Source organism: Prochlorococcus sp. MIT 1318 (assembly GCF_047304505.1).
GTDB lineage: Bacteria > Cyanobacteriota > Cyanobacteriia > PCC-6307 > Cyanobiaceae > Prochlorococcus > Prochlorococcus marinus_D.
The window spans coordinates 918,931-935,675 of sequence record NZ_CP138958.1; the positions used below are offsets into that span (position 1 = coordinate 918,931).

14 protein-coding genes and 1 pseudogene are annotated in these 16,745 nt (G+C 40.7%); 12 read left to right on the forward strand and 3 right to left on the reverse strand.

Annotated features, from left to right (window positions below):
• The first annotated feature begins 297 nt into the window (after window positions 1-297).
• The 4 genes and pseudogenes from SIB66_RS04540 (at window position 298) to SIB66_RS04555 (ending at window position 6,485) form a co-directional block, all read left to right on the forward strand.
• The gene (locus SIB66_RS04540) at window positions 298-1,899 is read left to right on the forward strand and encodes a hypothetical protein (protein WP_236070076.1); all 1,602 of its coding nucleotides are present in this window, start codon (window positions 298-300) and stop codon (window positions 1,897-1,899) included.
• A 41-nt stretch (window positions 1,900-1,940) separates the two neighbouring features.
• The gene (locus tag SIB66_RS04545; protein WP_236073636.1) at window positions 1,941-3,059 is read left to right on the forward strand and encodes a glycosyltransferase family 2 protein; all 1,119 of its coding nucleotides are present in this window, start codon (window positions 1,941-1,943) and stop codon (window positions 3,057-3,059) included.
• 627 nt (window positions 3,060-3,686) lie between these two features.
• Window positions 3,687-4,070, forward strand: a pseudogene (locus SIB66_RS04550) (phosphomethylpyrimidine synthase ThiC); the annotation flags it as partial.
• A 2,232-nt stretch (window positions 4,071-6,302) separates the two neighbouring features.
• Window positions 6,303-6,485 (forward strand): Nif11-like leader peptide family RiPP precursor, encoded by a 183-nt coding sequence (locus SIB66_RS04555; protein WP_063405670.1) that lies wholly within the window; start codon window positions 6,303-6,305, stop codon window positions 6,483-6,485.
• Between the two features lie 870 nt (window positions 6,486-7,355).
• Here SIB66_RS04555 and SIB66_RS04560 read toward each other — a convergent pair.
• The 3 genes from SIB66_RS04560 to SIB66_RS04570 all read right to left on the reverse strand — a co-directional run bounded on the left by SIB66_RS04560 (window position 7,356) and on the right by SIB66_RS04570 (window position 11,857).
• The gene (locus tag SIB66_RS04560) at window positions 7,356-7,682 is read right to left on the reverse strand and encodes a DUF1499 domain-containing protein (RefSeq protein ID WP_063421408.1); all 327 of its coding nucleotides are present in this window, start codon (window positions 7,680-7,682) and stop codon (window positions 7,356-7,358) included.
• Window positions 7,683-9,156: 1,474 nt separating this feature from the next.
• Window positions 9,157-9,774, reverse strand: coding sequence for a hypothetical protein (locus tag SIB66_RS04565; RefSeq protein WP_063421410.1), 618 nt, complete (start codon window positions 9,772-9,774; stop codon window positions 9,157-9,159).
• 1,504 nt (window positions 9,775-11,278) lie between these two features.
• Complete coding sequence (locus SIB66_RS04570; RefSeq protein WP_063405674.1) at window positions 11,279-11,857, reverse strand: shikimate kinase; 579 nt, start codon at window positions 11,855-11,857, stop codon at window positions 11,279-11,281.
• Between the two features lie 52 nt (window positions 11,858-11,909).
• Between SIB66_RS04570 and SIB66_RS04575 the strand changes: the two genes are divergently transcribed.
• The 8 genes from SIB66_RS04575 (at window position 11,910) to SIB66_RS04610 (ending at window position 16,741) form a co-directional block, all read left to right on the forward strand.
• Window positions 11,910-12,830 (forward strand): 6-carboxytetrahydropterin synthase, encoded by a 921-nt coding sequence (locus SIB66_RS04575; RefSeq protein ID WP_063405675.1) that lies wholly within the window; start codon window positions 11,910-11,912, stop codon window positions 12,828-12,830.
• 8 nt (window positions 12,831-12,838) lie between these two features.
• Window positions 12,839-13,555 carry a RibD family protein gene (locus SIB66_RS04580; protein ID WP_063405676.1) on the forward strand — a complete coding sequence of 239 codons (717 nt, stop codon included), beginning with the start codon at window positions 12,839-12,841 and terminating at the stop codon, window positions 13,553-13,555.
• Window positions 13,552-13,743, forward strand: coding sequence for a hypothetical protein (locus tag SIB66_RS04585; protein WP_063405677.1), 192 nt, complete (start codon window positions 13,552-13,554; stop codon window positions 13,741-13,743). The genes SIB66_RS04580 and SIB66_RS04585 overlap by 4 nt, the downstream gene beginning before the upstream one ends.
• Before the next feature lie 27 nt (window positions 13,744-13,770).
• The gene (locus SIB66_RS04590; protein WP_268873677.1) at window positions 13,771-13,893 is read left to right on the forward strand and encodes a hypothetical protein; all 123 of its coding nucleotides are present in this window, start codon (window positions 13,771-13,773) and stop codon (window positions 13,891-13,893) included.
• Window positions 13,894-14,000: 107 nt separating this feature from the next.
• Window positions 14,001-14,231: a hypothetical protein gene (locus SIB66_RS04595; protein ID WP_063405678.1), complete on the forward strand. Its 231-nt coding sequence runs from the start codon at window positions 14,001-14,003 to the stop codon at window positions 14,229-14,231.
• Between the two features lie 174 nt (window positions 14,232-14,405).
• Entirely contained in the window at window positions 14,406-15,542 is a 1,137-nt protein-coding gene (locus tag SIB66_RS04600) for a GNAT family N-acetyltransferase (RefSeq protein ID WP_063405679.1), read from the forward strand.
• A 129-nt stretch (window positions 15,543-15,671) separates the two neighbouring features.
• Window positions 15,672-16,001, forward strand: coding sequence for a penicillin amidase (locus SIB66_RS04605; protein ID WP_236070079.1), 330 nt, complete (start codon window positions 15,672-15,674; stop codon window positions 15,999-16,001).
• 368 nt (window positions 16,002-16,369) lie between these two features.
• Window positions 16,370-16,741, forward strand: coding sequence for a DUF4346 domain-containing protein (locus SIB66_RS04610; protein ID WP_063405681.1), 372 nt, complete (start codon window positions 16,370-16,372; stop codon window positions 16,739-16,741).
• The last annotated feature ends 4 nt before the right edge of the window (window positions 16,742-16,745 follow it).

Below are 16,745 nucleotides of genomic sequence, written 5' to 3' on the forward strand. Positions count from 1 at the left end.
TCCCTGCGTTGTCCATTTTTCTGCCTCATGAAAAATTCTCTTAAGTTGAATTATCTTCTAGATAAGACCTGTCTAGTTCCCACGAAAATAGATCACGGGGCATAGTATAAAGTATAAATTTCCCTGGCATGATAGCAGTTAGTTGTAATATCACAGAAATCTATTGCATCTAGTGTATAATCATTTAGACAATATTCAAAATGCATGTTTTCTAGATATTTTGTGCATTCTTATCGGTGCGACTGGATCATTAGCATAATATTTTTAATGACGATATATTTTTCTCTAATTTATGGCATGCCTACAGATGCCCCTTTAACTCCGCATGATGGGGATTTATTTATAGGTCAGGCATTATCCATAGCCTCAGGTAATTGGCTGGGTGATGAATATGGAGCTCTTACACTAATAAAGGGTCCATATCACTCGATTCAAATCTGGCTGTCTTCGGTCTTTGGTGTGCCTCCATTACTTGGATTACGTATTTTTTATGCAGCTACTAGCGCATTATTTTGTTCAGTTGCTCTTCGCAGCTTGTCTACATTCTTAAAATCTTTAGCATTTTTGTGCCTTTTATTTGATCCTATTCTTATTGGTACGAATGCTGGTTGGAGATTACTTAGGCAAGTTTCTTACGTACCAATAGAACTCCTTGCGTTAACATTTGGCATCTATGCATTGGATATTCTTTCTTCTCTAAGTGCAAAGACTCCAGTTTTAAGCTTGCGGAAATGGGGAATATTTAGTGCTTCATTGGTGCTTACTTATTTTTGCTTGGGTCTTTTGCTCATAACCAGAGAAGGTCGTATAGTTGTAGTTTTTACTTCTATAATTTATGCTTTATTGCTTTTATGCAAGGCCTACAAATGCAATCTAATTGTCAAGAGAAATTATATGAAATTAATTTCAATAGCGCTAGCACTGTTGCTGTCGTTTAACCTTCCAGTCGCTTCTGTTAAAAGCTTAAATTATACAAGCTATGGGCTTGCAATTTCTAATGAGTTTGAGGAGGGAAACTTTAAATCTTTTTATCAAGACCTCTCTTCGGTTAAACTGGTTGACAGAGAATATAAGCCTTTTGTTCCAATCAAGCAAGATGTAATTAGTACAATTATATCTTTGTCTGGAACCAGTCAACTTGCCAGGACTCTCGCCAATTTAAAAGAGGAATGGAAGAAAGATGGATGTGCAATTAACAAAGAATTGTGTGAAGAATATGCGGGTGGATGGTTTGTGTGGGCATTGAGGCAATCAATATTTGAAACTTTTGACATTAAAAACCCTTTGGATTTTCAAGAGAAAGTTTTACATTTGAATGCAGAATTAGCGCAAGTGTGCACTTCAAATTCTGAGTTTTTAAATTGCTTGCCTTCTACTGTCGGATACCTTCCATATCCATCGCGTTGGGTATCTAAAGGTGAATCTCCTTTGAAAGCTTTTTCAGATTCAGTTCTGACTCACTTCTCCTGGTTGATCTCTCCCAATGCTTTTAACTATGGACCTGTCACCCACAATCATGAACAAGCCAGAAAGATGGGGGTTCGTTTATCTTCTGATAATACCCCTGATCAAATAAATAAATTCAATCAAAGAATAGCAAGCTTTAATAAGCTAAGTTCCCTTCTTCGGAAATGCCTGCTTGTTTGTTTTTTGGTTGTACTTTTGTCCACTGCTTTTTGGAAGCCAAGCTTGCTTACTTGTTTGCTTGACCCAGGCCTTAATTTTATACTTACACTGCTTTTTGCTAATTTTATAGTGATTGTTCTCGTGCAAGTGACTAGTTTCCCATCTGTGAAATACCTTTCTATGGTTTCTCCTTTGATGTCTTTATTTATTTGGAGATACTATGATAGATTGCTCCATAGAATTAAATTCATTTTTGCTTACGCTGACAGGTAATTAAATTTATGAATACCAACAAAAAGACTTTTCTCTCATTCGTGATTCCATGTCTTAACGAATCAATGTGCTTGCAAGGAGTTTTGGATGACTGTCATGAAGGTGGAAAGCTTGCTCAAATGTCATACGAAGTTATTGTTGCTGATAATGGGAGTTCCGATGGATCACAAGAAATTGCTTTGGCTAACGGTGCCAAGCTAATAAATGTAGACGAAAAAGGATATGGAGCTGCTTTGAAGGCGGGTTTAGAGGCAGCTGAAGGTGATTTCATCATCATGGGTGATGCTGACGGAACATATAACTTTAAGGATGCACCTTTATTTTTAGACCAATTATTTGTGGGTGCTGATCTGGTTATGGGCAACCGATTTAAGGGATTTATTCAACCTGGCGCGATGCCTATTTTGCACCGTTGGTTTGGGAATCCAATTTTAAGCGGAATTGGTAGTCTTTTTTTTGGAATTCCTATTGGTGATTTTCATTGTGGCTTGAGGGCTTTCAAGAGTGAATCTATAAAGTTATTAGGCCTTAAGTCTAATGGTATGGAGTTTGCATCTGAAATGGTAATTAAGGCTTCCTTGCGTGACTTAAAACTAGTAGAGGTCCCTACATCCCTAAGTCTTGATCATCCTGAAAGAACTCCACACTTGCGAACATGGCGTGATGGTTGGAGGCACTTAAAGTTTATGCTGTCGTTTAGTCCTAAGTATTCTTTTTTGTTTTTTGCTTTTTTGCTTTTTTGTTTTTCAGGATTGTCGCTTCTGAGTTTTGCTTTTAATTTTACTCGCGCAAGCGGCCCTAATACATTAGTAATATCTCTGTTTTTACTTTTTAGTGGCCTTTTCGTTTTTTCTGATTACTTAACAACTCGTACGATATTTGCTGAAACCTATGGAAAGCCAAGTTTATTTGCTTCTTGGTTGCAAAAATACCCTTTTCGGGGGGAACAAGGTGTCGACACTATTTATCAGGTTTCCGGTTTTGCATTTTTAGTGGGTTTGGCAATCTTTATTTCCTCTATCTCCGCATTCATTAATGAATCACCCTCTACTAAAATAGAAAATATTATTATCTATTTAGGCTGTTTTTCGTGGTCTGTGGCTTTGACTTGTTATTTGACTGCCGCCAAAATATCTACAATTAGGTCGATTCGCAATTAAGTTTGTCCATTAAGACTGTTTCTAATTTTTACTTGATTGGGGCAGTTGCCTTCTTTTTTGATGCATTCATATACTTCTTTGCTGGGTGGATTTTTTATCTCTTAAGCTTGTATATTTCGCCTAGTTTTAATAAACTGCTAGGCTTGATTACAGGTCTTATTGTTACCTATGCTTATAATGCCAAGATTACATTTGCCTCTTGCTATTCGTTTAGTTCCTTCGTCCGAATGCGTCCACGCAGTTGTTCGGCTTGATTGTCAACCTATTGATTTTCTCCAGTCTCATTGTACCTTTAAACGATTTTAGTGCTAATAATGGCTACTGGCATTGTCTCCGTTGCAAATTATTTAGGCGCAAGGGTTTCGTTCAAAAGAAATCACAATGATTGATTTATATGTTTGGTGGAAGGCTGGCTGGCTTTGTCGGAGATTGATTTGCTTGTGAACTTTGCTTCAAGCTCTAGTTGTTTTGCTTCCCTCTTGAAGTATTAAGGGTGTTGGCCACAAACATTTTCTTGTTAACCTTAAAGAGTGATAATCGATTAGATTGTTCAATTGGTAGTTATCTAGGGATCTCTGACCCCTTGTGGTGGTTTTGGCCTTGAAGATGGACTGCTGGAATTCCTTCGCGATTTACTGCTACGTGACTCCTAAGGAGCATTTGGGTTTACCGCACCCTGAGGATGTTCGTGAGGGCTTGATTGCCTACAAAATTGCAGCGCATGCCGCTGACATTGCTCGTCACCGGCCGGGTGCTCGAGATCGCGATGATAAATTAGGCCGAGCAAGGTACAACTTTGATTGGAACAAACAGTTTGAGCTTTCACTTGATCCAGAGCGAGCCAAGCAGTATCACGATGAAACTTTGCCAGCTGACATTTACAAGCAAGCTGAGCTTTGTTCAATGTGTGGTTCAAAGCATTGTCCAATGCAGGCCAAAATCACGGATGAGGATCTCGAAGGTCTTGAAAAATCTCTACAAAGTAAAGGGAAAGCTGAGTTGTCAGCTTAGAAGGGTGAAACAATTAAACCATCACTTGCTTGACTCTTATGTGATATTTGCATAGAGAATCCATTTGGTCATGATGCAATGAAAAAAATAATTAGAATTCTAGAATATTTGCCTTTGTAAGGTTGAGCTTTTATAGGCAAGCATGAATAGATGGCGCGCTATATGCGCGTTAAAGCTATTCATATTGGCAACCTTGAAAAGGGAATAGCGATCTGCTTTAAGACTGTCTCGCTTCTCGCTGGGGGCTATACATTTTGCATGCTTGGGCCTTTAGATTTGCCTCTTGCAAAAACTATAGAGCAGTAATTTTACCGTCATTGAGAATTTTTTGGTCAACACAACTGGTGTATTGATTCCCGCTTCAGGAATCAATGTGAGACTTGTCTTTTCGTTGCCAATTCATTCACTAACTCTTGTGACTGTTCTCAATGTTGGCGAAGCGCTATGTGTCCTTACCGGGCCTGATTTTTTAATTTGACGATGCTTAATTGACTGCTGATGACATCCTGCCTTTCAGTAAGTTGCTTTTATCGCTATAGTCTCAGCCACGAAATGACTTGTGCAAAACCCTAGAAGAGGGGTGCCGATGCCTAGAGCATGGCAGCAAGATAGCTCTATCGGCAAGTATTTATACCTATTAGTTATACTAAGGCTGTTGTCTGGGCTAGCGAATTGATTGCTTGGATTATGCTTTTGTCAAATTAATCATTCATCATTGTTCTAGGACATCTACAAAAGGCTTAAATCTCTTTAATATTTTTACTTAATTGGCTAGGATTTTGTTATAGGTGGTATATAATCAGCCCTAAACAATCTTAATTGCTAGATAAATACCGAAGATAAGAGATCTAGTCAATTTGGGAGCTGGGATCATTAGAAATATGGGATATTAAGCTGATTCAAGATCAATTCTGAGATGAAGAATATGTAGTTTAGGGCAATCTAAAGGGATAGACTCGGGTATCCAATCCTGGTAATAATTGGATTTAGACATTTTTGCATGATGATATTGGCAATGCATTGGATAGTGCTTATTATTGGTAAGCTCAATCCTTAAGCTATGAAGCTTTTACAGGTTTTTAGCATCTTTTTGATCGGTTGCTTGGCAGGGGCACAAGCAGTTTTATGCTTTCCTGAATCAGTAAAGCCACCACTTATTTCTAAAAATTCTCCTTCAAAAACTAATTTAGGGTTTGGCTTTTAGGATAAAAGTGTAAATCTTGCTAAATTTACCAGTGATTGAGACATACAAAGCACCAATTATGATCTATGGCAACCGTATGACTACATGCTGAGTTTTTTAGTTTTATTATTCGAGATCTTGAGGCGTTCTGTTATTCAAGAGTCATAACTTATCTTGGTATAATTACGTCTGGTTCAAATGAAACACGTTATTTTTCTGTAAATCTTAATAGAATTTGTCATCATTCTGCTTGTAGCTGAGATTATCGATCAACTCTCAATTTAATAATTTAGAAATCTAGCCATGTGTGCATTTATTTGATTAGTTTAGTCGAATATACTGATCAATAAACTGTTTGTAAATTTTGTTTTTTAATACTTAGTGGGCTTTTTGCTGACCTGTGATGATCATAAATCCTATGATGAGTGTTAAAAGTGCATTACAAGCCATTGTCATAAGATTTGTCTGACTAAAAAAATCTGAGAACATCGTAGGTATGCTTGTTCTTATCTATTCTATGTCTTAGTCAAGGGTTGCATGCCATTCAATAGTACAATCTACTCATGCAAAAAGGTTTTGAATAATTTCTACTATTCCTTAAAGCTTTATAGTAAAGATGGCCAGATTATCATTAGAGCAACTATAAACCTGTAACCCATAGAATAACTAGCTCTTAAAATCTCGAAATTAAGAGAATAAGATGGCAAATATATAGAATCTGACGCCTAAATGAGTATAATTATTTGAATTTTTACGAGCGTACTTTCAAAAGCTGGTGAGAATCGATCTATATTGCAAATTCTGATAGAGGCAGAATTTTCTTCAAAGTAACAAGCTGTAGCCATGGGTATGAGATTGAAGGATTTTAAAAAAGAGCAAGGCAATAGCAAGAGGAGGCTTTTGACTGGAACAAAAGTACTAAACCTGTGAAACAAAAATATGCTCGCTAAATCTAGGTTTTAATAAATATTCACTGATCATCTTGATTAATTAAGAATGTATCTTTATACTTGCCGAGCTGCTAGTTTATTTAAATCTGCACAGATTCAATGTCTTATGAGCAACTGAAAGCATTCGTGACTAAAGTCAAACAAGATAAAACTCTGCAAGACCAAGTTAAGAAAGAAAATGCTGACCTAGTTTATATCGCTAAGGCAGCTGGCTTTTCGATAACGACAGATGATCTGCGCATAGCATACACTGAGTGGGTGAAGGATTCACTTGCAAGCTGAAATAAAAAAAAGATATATCTCTACAGTGCTATTCAAAATGCCTTGAATAATGATTTCATATTGAAGTTAATCAGCATTGTAATTTCTAGCTTTATTTTACAATTAGAAATTCTTTTTTATAAGCCGCCAGTCAGCATGTTTTCTGGGTATCTTGACGAGTACTTGAAGAATATATGTAGCAAGTGATTTCTATATTGATTACATTGTGCTGATGTCCGATAATGCCTGTGCTGCCAATATTAAAGTGTGTTTTGCTAATCCAATGTAGAAAATTGGCATAGAAGCGATTTGATTATAAATCAGTTATTTCTACAATTTATATAGCTAAGTTGATAAGATATAGTCCTTCTCCTGAATTTTATAGCTTAATAGGCTATAAAAAGTTGAATTACACCTATCGCTAATCCAGAAGCACCCAACTCAGATATTGAGCAGTCTTCAGATCAAATGTGCAAGGAGTTGTTCAGTCAAGATCGAAAAGATACTACCCGTGAATGGACTTTTTCAGAATGCCGTAGAGATGTAAAGCACTTAAAGATGCACAACGCTCTGTTTCAGGATTATCGATGAAGGAGTGTGAGAAAAGAAATGGTCAAGTAATTTGGTAAATTCAGAACGAGACTCTAGTGAATCTTTAAACTTAGTGTAAAGAGCTGCTTCGCATGAATAAGTTTTCTTATCGATAAACAGAAGAATGTTGGATTCTTCCTAAAAGGGCTATAATGCCATCGTCAGGCCCTAATAATGGCATTAGCATGTGATAACTATTGCGGACAAACTACTAGAGGCTTATTATAATTATATATAGCGTTTATAATCTAGTTTTTTGTGTAAGTGGCAATTGGAGTTGGATCTTAAGTCTTTATCCATTTATAATTGCAAGTAGAGTTTTTTAATTCTGTTTCTATTAACACCTAGATCTCCAATTCCTAGTCTAGAAGCAGATCTTACTTGAATAATTCCTTTATTTGGTATTTTAAGGATCTCAAGATCATCTGGAAACCTAAAGATTAGGCTTCTTACAACACCATGCCAATAACTTTCTGTTCTTTCTACTACTTCCACCCTTGGCAGGGATTCTGCAATGTCAATAAGCTTGTCGTATGATTTCTTTACATTGTCAAACTTCCATTCGATAAGCACACAGTTGGTAGGGATCGTGCAACTTGATAGGATACCATCCTTTGTTAAGGCCATTAGCTGTTGAAGTTAGATGTTAGATGATGAGTATGGAGGGATTGATCTATTCCTATAGAGATCGGTTCGCATATCATCGCTATTAAATTTATCATATTAATTTATTCGGATATAATGTCGATCGCAGGCTTTTAAACGAAATAAATGTTCACGTATTTCCTGATGTTGAATAATTAGTAATATCAAAACTAATAGCGATTAATTTTTTGCTTGGTATTCCATATAAGTGCAATATATACTTTTCAAGTTTTATGTAAATTAGAGAGCATTCAATATAGATTAACCATCATAATTATGACGATTATTCCCATAGGCTCATAAGAGATATAGAGAGACGGCCTAAAGCTTTGATATCTGTATAAATAGTTTCATTGAAGTAAACTAATTCACTTTGTGGTCAACTTATTCTGTACATCAATACATGGTCTTTTATCTATATTCACAATGCAAACTAATTATGAAAGATCGATCTCTTTGCAGATTACTGCTCATAATCTATCTTTAGTCTTCACATATAATATACTCGAAACCAGTATCCCTAATGCTATAATTGATGCTGCCAATAGATATTGAAAATATATAGGAGGCAGATCAAAAAGGATTGGCAGTGGTAGCATGATGTCTAGCTTTTATCAGAATTATAACCTTATTTATCAGGTCTCATATATATTTAGGATAGTACCATCAGCCAGGTGAAATGTTGATAGAATCGATATCTTTTCACAATTTCTATTGCTATATTTCTATTATTTTATCTATAATGAATTCGTTTTTTGATTCCATTGAAAATTATAAATTACCTGCTCATTCAAATATATTTATCTATATTCATAGCAAGAAATTAATATATTTACCCTAATCTTCGCTAGTGTTGTTGCTCTAATATTAATCTTATGTTTTGAAATAACTATAATAAATTCTTCTAAGGATTTAGTTATATAAACCCTCTATGCTTTGGCTAATGCAGCAACTATTAGATGCTTAGTGCGACTATTCAAGATGAAAAAACAGAATGAAAGAATATATTTCATAAAAAATTACTATTTATCTAATATCACCTTTTAATTTGATTTAATAAGTTAAAATATGCCCATATTGGAATATAGTGCATCGTATATGCCTCTATATTCCTTATTGGCCTGCTCGATTTTAGCTAATCTACCCTGATATGGTTTAAATGCATAACATCTTTACGCCATTAATTAAATCTCTTAGGATATATCTAAAAAAAATTAAAATAATCACATGTTGTTCTTACTAATTGACCCGAGCGATAATCTCAATATTGATATTTTCCTTCAAATAGTCCATGATTGCATTCCATTCCTTCTCTGTATATTCCATTGGATTGTCATCTCTCAATAGTCCAATGTTTCCATTTATTATAATATCCTTTAAGCAATTATCGTTCATCTGTTTGTTTAGCTCGTGAAGAGCAGCTTGAATCGTAGGAGTATTTGGCATCATGTTTTTCTTAAATTACAACGGTTTGCAATTCTTTGATCTTAACTTTTAGCTTTTGATTCTCATCTCTTAGAGCTTTACATACTTTCATTAGGTCCGTCCTTTTCATTGATGTGGTTATTTCCCACTCCTTATTACCTTTAACTAACTCCTCAATGGCTTTATCGCTGACATCTTTCTCTGTAACCTTTTCTCCTCGTTTCATTTTACCTAATGCATCTTTTCGAGTTCCAGGATCAGCTTTCCCAATTGCTGCTAGCGTTCTCATGCTAGTGCCAACCAACTCTTGGTCGGTCACATCGGTATTCTTGAGCCATGACTCCCATGCCGAGGTTAGGTCTCTAATCTGGCCTGCAGTCATTGGAATGACGCCAGATTCTCTGAACCTTGTCCATTGCTGTTGCTTCTTAAGAACACATTTAAGCCGATGGAGCTCAGCAGCAGTGCTTCGAACTAGCTCTGCTGCAATCCGTGAATTGAGATTGACAGCATGAACCGTATCTTTCATGATTCCTATCTGAACGTCATTCAAGCCTTCCGTAAGCGCCTCAGGAAGGACGATTGACTCGGAACCGGCACTGTGCCTATCTGGCGAGATGACTTTGAGGTCGATCGCTGAATCAGTCATTGAGGTACCCCGCTTTCCGCACCCTAGCGCATTTGAACGAGTCGTTCAAATTGAGTATTTTTGAACTACTTTCCCAGGTCATCGCTCGTCGACCTCAAGAGTTTATTTGCTGGATGAGAGATCTGAGAATTACCAGACTTTAGTCCCTTGGGCTTGCTTATTAAACTCCTCATTTGGCGCTGCTAGTTACGATTCTAAATTGCGCTTCTTGATTCGTCTATCCCTATATGTTCCATCTTGAAAGAATCTCAGCATAGATAATCTCAATTGCTTCCTTATTTGCTATACATATTTAGTTGAATTTTGCCAATACCCTTGCATTATTTATTTAAATACCTTTTAGTGCTCTAAGTTGACCCTAGACTGCATTAGTGCTGAGCCAGCTAATGTAGTTTAGGCTAACGAATGTCATTTATGTTTAGTCTTTTCATTTTAGCGCTAGCCTTTAGGAGGATGCGTAGTTCAGTGGTATTCTCCTTGATAAAATATTCCCATTTATTATTCGACCATTTCTCCTGCTTAGTAAGCTACCTTTCCTGTGACCCACCGCTTGTCTTGTTCTAGCTCGGCTGCAACCCTTGCCACGTTGTTTTCTTGGAGGCCCAGTCATTCAGGTAAATCTCTAGGTAATTATACTTAGAGGTTGCCGGAATGGAGGCGGGTTGCAGGGACGCGCCCTGTCAGCCCGGTTGCTGATGTGCTGTCCTCCAGGTTGCTACTTTCTTGCCTGAATGAAATTTCTTTGAAATTGGATAAAGCTTCTGCTGGCCTTCTTGGCTTGTTTGTGTAGTAGATAATCTTCGCTGCAATACAGTTTATATTTCAATCCAGCCGGCTCAATTTGTCGTAGAATTACCTCTGTTTAGAGATCGCACTTCTTCTAGCCGCCTCTTATCATTTAGAAAATGCTATTTGTTATCTATCACGTCTTGATGAGCCATAACCTCTGATCAATCACTTGCAGTGGTCCGCTAAATCTGTCAGGTTGATATTTCCATTACTTCTGCTGCTTGTATTGTTGACGGCCTCTGGTTTGGTGGCATTTATTGCACCTTTTGCATTTACCTTGAGACAGGAGGCTTATTTGCAGTTTGCAGCCTGCTCAGCCTGAGGTTCATTAAAGCTGAATACGCAATCTATAGATTGATATGTCTACCTTGCCTTCGAAAATAGTCGTCTATCTTCTTGATGATTCTTTCTGGTAGCAATTCTTGAGTCTTTCACTCTGGCCTATTCTGCTGTAATTGGATTTCATTATTTTGCTTGTTTTTACCGTTGTTTTTGGCAACTAGAAAAGATAGTAATGTCTACCTGGTCAACTGTCTTGCATGTGTTAGCAAAATGAATCCCTATAAGATGCTTGAAATATACTGTCTTCAAGCCCTTTAGGATTTTAGTTTATCGTCAAGTAAGGATTGATCGTCTGTTTTGATTGGTATTGTCTACCAGTCCAGCCCTACTGACTTAAATAGTCTATTCTTTCAGTACCGACAAAATAGTTGCTTTAACCATTCATTTGTACAGGGGGCGATAATAGCTGGGGCAGGAACTCAATAATCTTTAGCGCAATCCCCTCTGGTTCCTCTACTCCCACTTCCACATGCAAGTCTGCTTCGGCATAAAGCGGTAGGCGTTCGGCAAATAAACAGTCGAAGGCTGCCTCTGGATTTTCTGTTTGTAGTAATGGCCTATTGCCGCTATCGGCATGTAAACGTCTGAGTAGCTCTTCTCGGCCAGGGTTTAGCCAGATCACGATGCCCTGATGCAACACCCCCCAGTTTTCTGGCTTACTCACCATCCCCCCGCCAGTAGCAACAACAAGTGAATGGCGTTGGCCAATGGCATTGAGTACTTGATACTCCAGTGCGCGAAATCCTTCTTCTCCTTCTTCGTTAAAGATCTTGGGTATTGGTTGGCCAGCAAGTTGTTCGATGACGGCATCTGTATCCACAAACCCATAGCTGAGTTGTTCGGCCAAAGGCCTGCCTGTGCTGCTCTTGCCACTGGCCATCATTCCCACCAAATAGAGGTTGCGACCGCCAAGTCTTTGCTTGAGAGGATGAGGGGCTGGGCTTTCGTCCATTGGTTCGCAAATGTCTATAGATCTCTAGGATGACTTCTAGTATGAGAGAGCGATGACTGACGTCCCCGATTTGGAACGCCATGGTCATGGTCGCGGCTGTGTGATTACTCGCAAAGCTAGTTTCAGTGCTAGCCATCGCTATTACTTACCGGAACTGTCAAGCGATGACAATGCAGCTCGTTTTGGACTCTGTGCTTTACCTGCTGGGCATGGTCACAATTATGAGTTGATCGTCGCCATGGCTGGCGGGCTTAATGTCGATGGCATGGTGTTGAACCTCTCTGAGGTGAAACACGCCATCCGTTCTGAGGTGACCGATCAGCTTGACTTTCGCTTTCTTAACGATGTTTGGCCGGAATTTGATCTTTCCAGGCCAGAGGGCTGCCTACCGACCACGGAGGCTCTGCTAAGAATTATCTGGACTCGTTTAATTGCTCATCTGCCAATCGTGGCCATTCGGCTTTACGAACAAGAAAACCTCTGGGCTGATTATCACGGAGATGCCATGGACGCCTATCTAACGATCCGTACCCATTTTGCGGCTGCCCATCGGCTTGCCAGGGTTGAACTGAGTCAGGAGGAAAATGAACGTATTTATGGCAAATGCGCGCGGCCTCATGGGCATGGTCATAATTATTTTGTGGATGTCACCGTCCGCGGAGAAATTGATCCCCGAACAGGCATGGTCTGTGATCTAGGTGCTTTGCAAAGCCTTGTGAATGACATTGTTGTGGAACCTTTTGACCACACCTTCTTAAATAAAGATATTCCCCATTTCGCCAACTGTGTACCAACGGCAGAGAATATTGCCTTGTACATTTCTGATTGTTTAGCGAAACCGATACGAGCGATCGGAGCCCATCTCCACAAGGTGCGGTTGCAGGAAAGCCCTAATAATGCAGCTGAGGTCTATGCGGAAACCCCAAGGCTTGAAGCCATCCCTGAGGTATTGCATGCTATCGCGGCTCACTAGCCAAGCATTTGCAAAAGCAGTTTTGGCTTCGTCTTGTCCTAGCAATCAGCTTGGATGGCCGGTTGGCACCTGCGATTGGTGGGCCGGCCCAATTAGGTGGAGTTGGTGATCGACGGGTTTTAGAAGAGGCTTTGGCTTGGGCTGATGGGGCCTTGCTCGGTGCGGGAACGTTGCGTGCTCATCGCAGCACATGTTTGATTCGTGATCAGGACTTACTGAACCAGCGCAAGTCTGCCGGGCATAGTGCGCAGCCCACGGCGGTGGTTGTTAGTCGTCAGCAGTGGTATGCAGCAGAGGTGCCTTTCTTTCAACAGCCGATTGAGCGTTGGCTGTTGAGCCCCCATTTGCATTCAGCAAAGGGATCAAAAGATCCTTTTCTTCCTGTTGGTTACGAGCGTCAGGTCTTGTTTGAGCAAGATTGGCCTCAGGCGCTCAATCGTTTGGCTGAGTTTGGATTGTCTCGACTTGTTTTGTTGGGTGGGGCTCAGCTGGCCGCATCGCTATTGCAGGCTGATGTTGTCGATGAGTTGCAACTCACCCTCACCCCAAAATTGCTTGGTGGCATGCATGCATGGGTTCCCTTTGAAGGCGTTGGTTTGCCAGATGATCTTGGCGATGCTGAAGCTTGGCATTTGCAAACCGTTGAGCCCTTAACTGACAATGAACTACTGCTGCGTTACGACCGCAATCGCGTTGAAGGTTCCCGTGCGGACTGGCCTAGTTGATTGAGCTCTACATGAAATCATTCTTTGGTGTTCCTGCTTATAGATTGAGTGAACTAAGAATGCTAGACACTGATGCTCATCGCCTTGATTGTGGCTATGTAGATGACACCATTAAAGGTGATCGAGGAGCTGATACCTATAAACTTACTAGTGCTAATGATGTGATTGACAGCTTCTCACTCGCTTGAAACGATGGCATTTCTGTTGGTAATGGAATGGAGCTTTCCTTTAAGCAGGTCGGAGATGATTTATTGCTCACAGCAGATGGTATTCACACCACACTGCTCGATGTGGATAAGGATGAGGTCCTGGCTGCTGATGTAATTGAGTTTATTTGAGTCAATCAGTCATTGCATTTGATTTGATTTTGCCTGTGATAAGCCTTCAGCAGGCTTCAGTCAGGATTGCCAAATTTACCAAGCTTGTCTGGTTAGGTGAGATTTAGATGGTGGACGTCATTTTTACGGAAAACTTTTCTTGGCTTCAATTAGCATCGCTGCTTGCATCTCCTCCTCAGTTCTTTTCTGAGCAGAAAGGCTTTTTTGTTGCACATAGTTGTGATTCAAAAACTCTAACTTTGTTGCGCCATATTGCTGTTGATGGAGTGGCGGCAATCTTCTCCAGGGGTGTGGTTGTCCTCTGTGTCATTGCAGTAGTAGCCGTCGATGCTGCTTAGCTATTGGGATTACACCATTTATGCAAAGGTAAAAACCCCATAGTTACGAATGCCGAACATACTCATACCCTTTCTCTCTGGCTGCTGGTTATGGTCATTTGAGTCTGTGCTCAAGGCGCGCTTCAAATCGCCAACCTCTCAGCCCGCTGGCACCGCTCCATTCACGAGATCCCATTGCATCACTGGGAAAGCCTGGTTGGTGAGCAGGCGATTCCTTTCTTTCGCTGGCGGTGGCTTGCTGCTCTTGAAGACTCAAGCAGCATTTCCGCCAAATATGGTTGGCAGCCACTGCACTTAGCCCTGTGGCGAGACGACACGCCTGTAGCGGTTGCCCCTCTTTATCTCAAGGGGCATAGCTATGGCGAATTTGTTTTTGATCAGGCCTTTGCTCGCCTGGCAGGTGATCTTGGTTTGGGGTATTACCCAAAACTGCTGGGGATGAGCCCTGTGAGCCCTGTGCAGGGCTATCGCTTCTATGTGGCGCCAGGGGAGGACGAGGCAGAGTTGACAGTTTTGATGCTGGAAACCATCGATGCTTTTGCGCGACGCAACCAGATTCTCAGCTGTAACTTTCTTTATGTTGATCCGCATTGGCGGCCTTTGGCGGAAGCTGCTGGCTGTGCCACTTGGTTGAACCAGCAGAGCCTTTGGTCAGCAGATGGGCAGTCTGATTTCTCTGCCTATCTCAATAGCTTCAATGCCAACCAGCGACGCAATATCAAGCGTGAACGCAAGGTCGTCCAGCAGGCGGGGCTTACGGTTTCAGCGTTGACAGGCGCAGAACTTGATGTGCAGCTGTTGAGGTGCATGCATGGCTTTTATGAGCAGCATTGCGCTCGTTGGGGACCTTGGGGAAGCAAGTATCTCTCTGAAGCGTTTTTTGAGGCCTTGGCAGATTCGTCTCTAAGAGATCAGGTGGTGTTGTTTAGTGCTCATCGTGATGGTCCTAGAGAGCCTGTAGCGATGTCTCTTTGTATACAGGATGGACAAATGTTGTGGGGGCGTTATTGGGGTAGCAAGGAGGAGATCGATTGCCTTCATTTCGAGGTTTGTTATTACGCGCCGATTGCCTGGGCGCTGGAACATGGTTTAGAGAATTTTGACCCTGGCGCAGGCGGTCAACACAAGCGCCGTAGGGGTTTTGTGGCGAAGCCCCATGCCAGCTTGCATCGTTGGTATGAACCGCGTATGGATGCTTTGATTCGTGGCTGGCTGAGTAAGGTCAATCCTCTAATGCTTGAGGAGATTGAGGCGGTGAATGCTGATTTGCCTTTTCGGGTTGAGCTTACCCCTAAGTTAATTGTGGAATAACTTTCACTCATGCTCCATGCATCTGGCCCAGCGCTTATTGTGATTGCTTGAGCCCAATTTTTGTTAATCGATTATCACAGATGTGGTCAAGCTAGAATGCTCAGAGCGCCTACGATGGTCTTCTGTGCGATGATGCGTTCGCTGTTGTTCTTGCAACTGATTTTCACTGCTCTGCCTGTGGATGCTAGGCCTGAGCTTCGAGTCGAAGAGAATAAAGAAAACCCAACTGAGATGACTAGAGACGCTGAGATGATTAATCTAGGACGAGATATTGGTTGGATAGATGCAACTTGCTCCTGGTTTGGATGGGGGCATCTTAGTCTTGAGAATACCAAGATAAGTATTTCGGTGATTACAGAGGAAATCGAAAAAGAGCATGGAGTTGATATTTATCAATGGGTTATTGAGCGAACTGTAAAGAGATATCCAAGCTGTAAACCAGCGCTTCCAGGCTTATGATTGTTTGTTTGCCTTTATGCTCATGCAGATCTAGCTAGTGCTGCATTTTGGAAAGAGTGATGATGTCTTTTTTTGAATTTTCAAGATTATGATCTTGAGCTCACCGACAAAGTTAAGACCCTGATGAATTTCCTTCTGCTTCGGAGGTGTTAAGTAATGAACCTATGCGGTGAAATTTTAACTGATCTTGGAAGGCGGCCATTTTACTTTTCGCATTAGGAGGTCAATGGTGAAGAGGAGCGTGGATTGATTGTTATCTTTGTTTTCTTAAGGATTGTCAGGAGCAGATTCCATGCTTCTAGCTTGTAATCCAAGGCTCTGATTTGTAGGCTTAAGAAATAGTCCAGAGAACCATTGACCTCCCAGTGATGTCTGATGCCCTCAGTGCCATAGATGATCAGCTTTCGCAGCGCTTTATTGCGCTTGATCCAAATGGCTATTTCTTGATTCAGGTGGATGCTTCAGCTGAAGAACTGGTCGTGGAGCATTACCTGAACGATGTTGATGAACTGGGCCGAGCTACCGATCCTGTGACTGGCGAGGTCCTTGCTTGTCGGGGAGGCACACTCTCCCCGGCGACTGTCTACAGGGGAAGAACTGCCAAGCAGCTAGGGATTCAGCTCACAGAAGGGCAGCGTCCATATCCCTTGAGCAAGCTTGATCATGCTCTTTATTTGGGGCGGGAACTGCAACGCGCTGAGAGCTGTCTTCTCAGCGGTACGCCTTATGTTCAAGATTGAGCTT

What these genes read in the sequence shown, in the direction of transcription:
- SIB66_RS04565 (WP_063421410.1), bottom strand. Translation starts at nt 9,774, where the DNA reads ATGACTGATTCAGCGATCGACCTCAAAGTCATCTCGCCAGATAGGCAC.
- SIB66_RS04590 (WP_268873677.1), top strand. Translation starts at nt 13,771, where the DNA reads ATGGAGCTTTCCTTTAAGCAGGTCGGAGATGATTTATTGCTCACAGCA.
- SIB66_RS04575 (WP_063405675.1), top strand. Translation starts at nt 11,910, where the DNA reads ATGACTGACGTCCCCGATTTGGAACGCCATGGTCATGGTCGCGGCTGT.
- SIB66_RS04610 (WP_063405681.1), top strand. Translation starts at nt 16,370, where the DNA reads ATGTCTGATGCCCTCAGTGCCATAGATGATCAGCTTTCGCAGCGCTTT.
- SIB66_RS04540 (WP_236070076.1), top strand. Translation starts at nt 298, where the DNA reads ATGCCTACAGATGCCCCTTTAACTCCGCATGATGGGGATTTATTTATA.
- SIB66_RS04570 (WP_063405674.1), bottom strand. Translation starts at nt 11,857, where the DNA reads ATGGACGAAAGCCCAGCCCCTCATCCTCTCAAGCAAAGACTTGGCGGT.
- SIB66_RS04560 (WP_063421408.1), bottom strand. Translation starts at nt 7,682, where the DNA reads ATGGCCTTAACAAAGGATGGTATCCTATCAAGTTGCACGATCCCTACC.
- SIB66_RS04605 (WP_236070079.1), top strand. Translation starts at nt 15,672, where the DNA reads ATGATGCGTTCGCTGTTGTTCTTGCAACTGATTTTCACTGCTCTGCCT.
- SIB66_RS04555 (WP_063405670.1), top strand. Translation starts at nt 6,303, where the DNA reads ATGTCTTATGAGCAACTGAAAGCATTCGTGACTAAAGTCAAACAAGAT.
- SIB66_RS04595 (WP_063405678.1), top strand. Translation starts at nt 14,001, where the DNA reads ATGGTGGACGTCATTTTTACGGAAAACTTTTCTTGGCTTCAATTAGCA.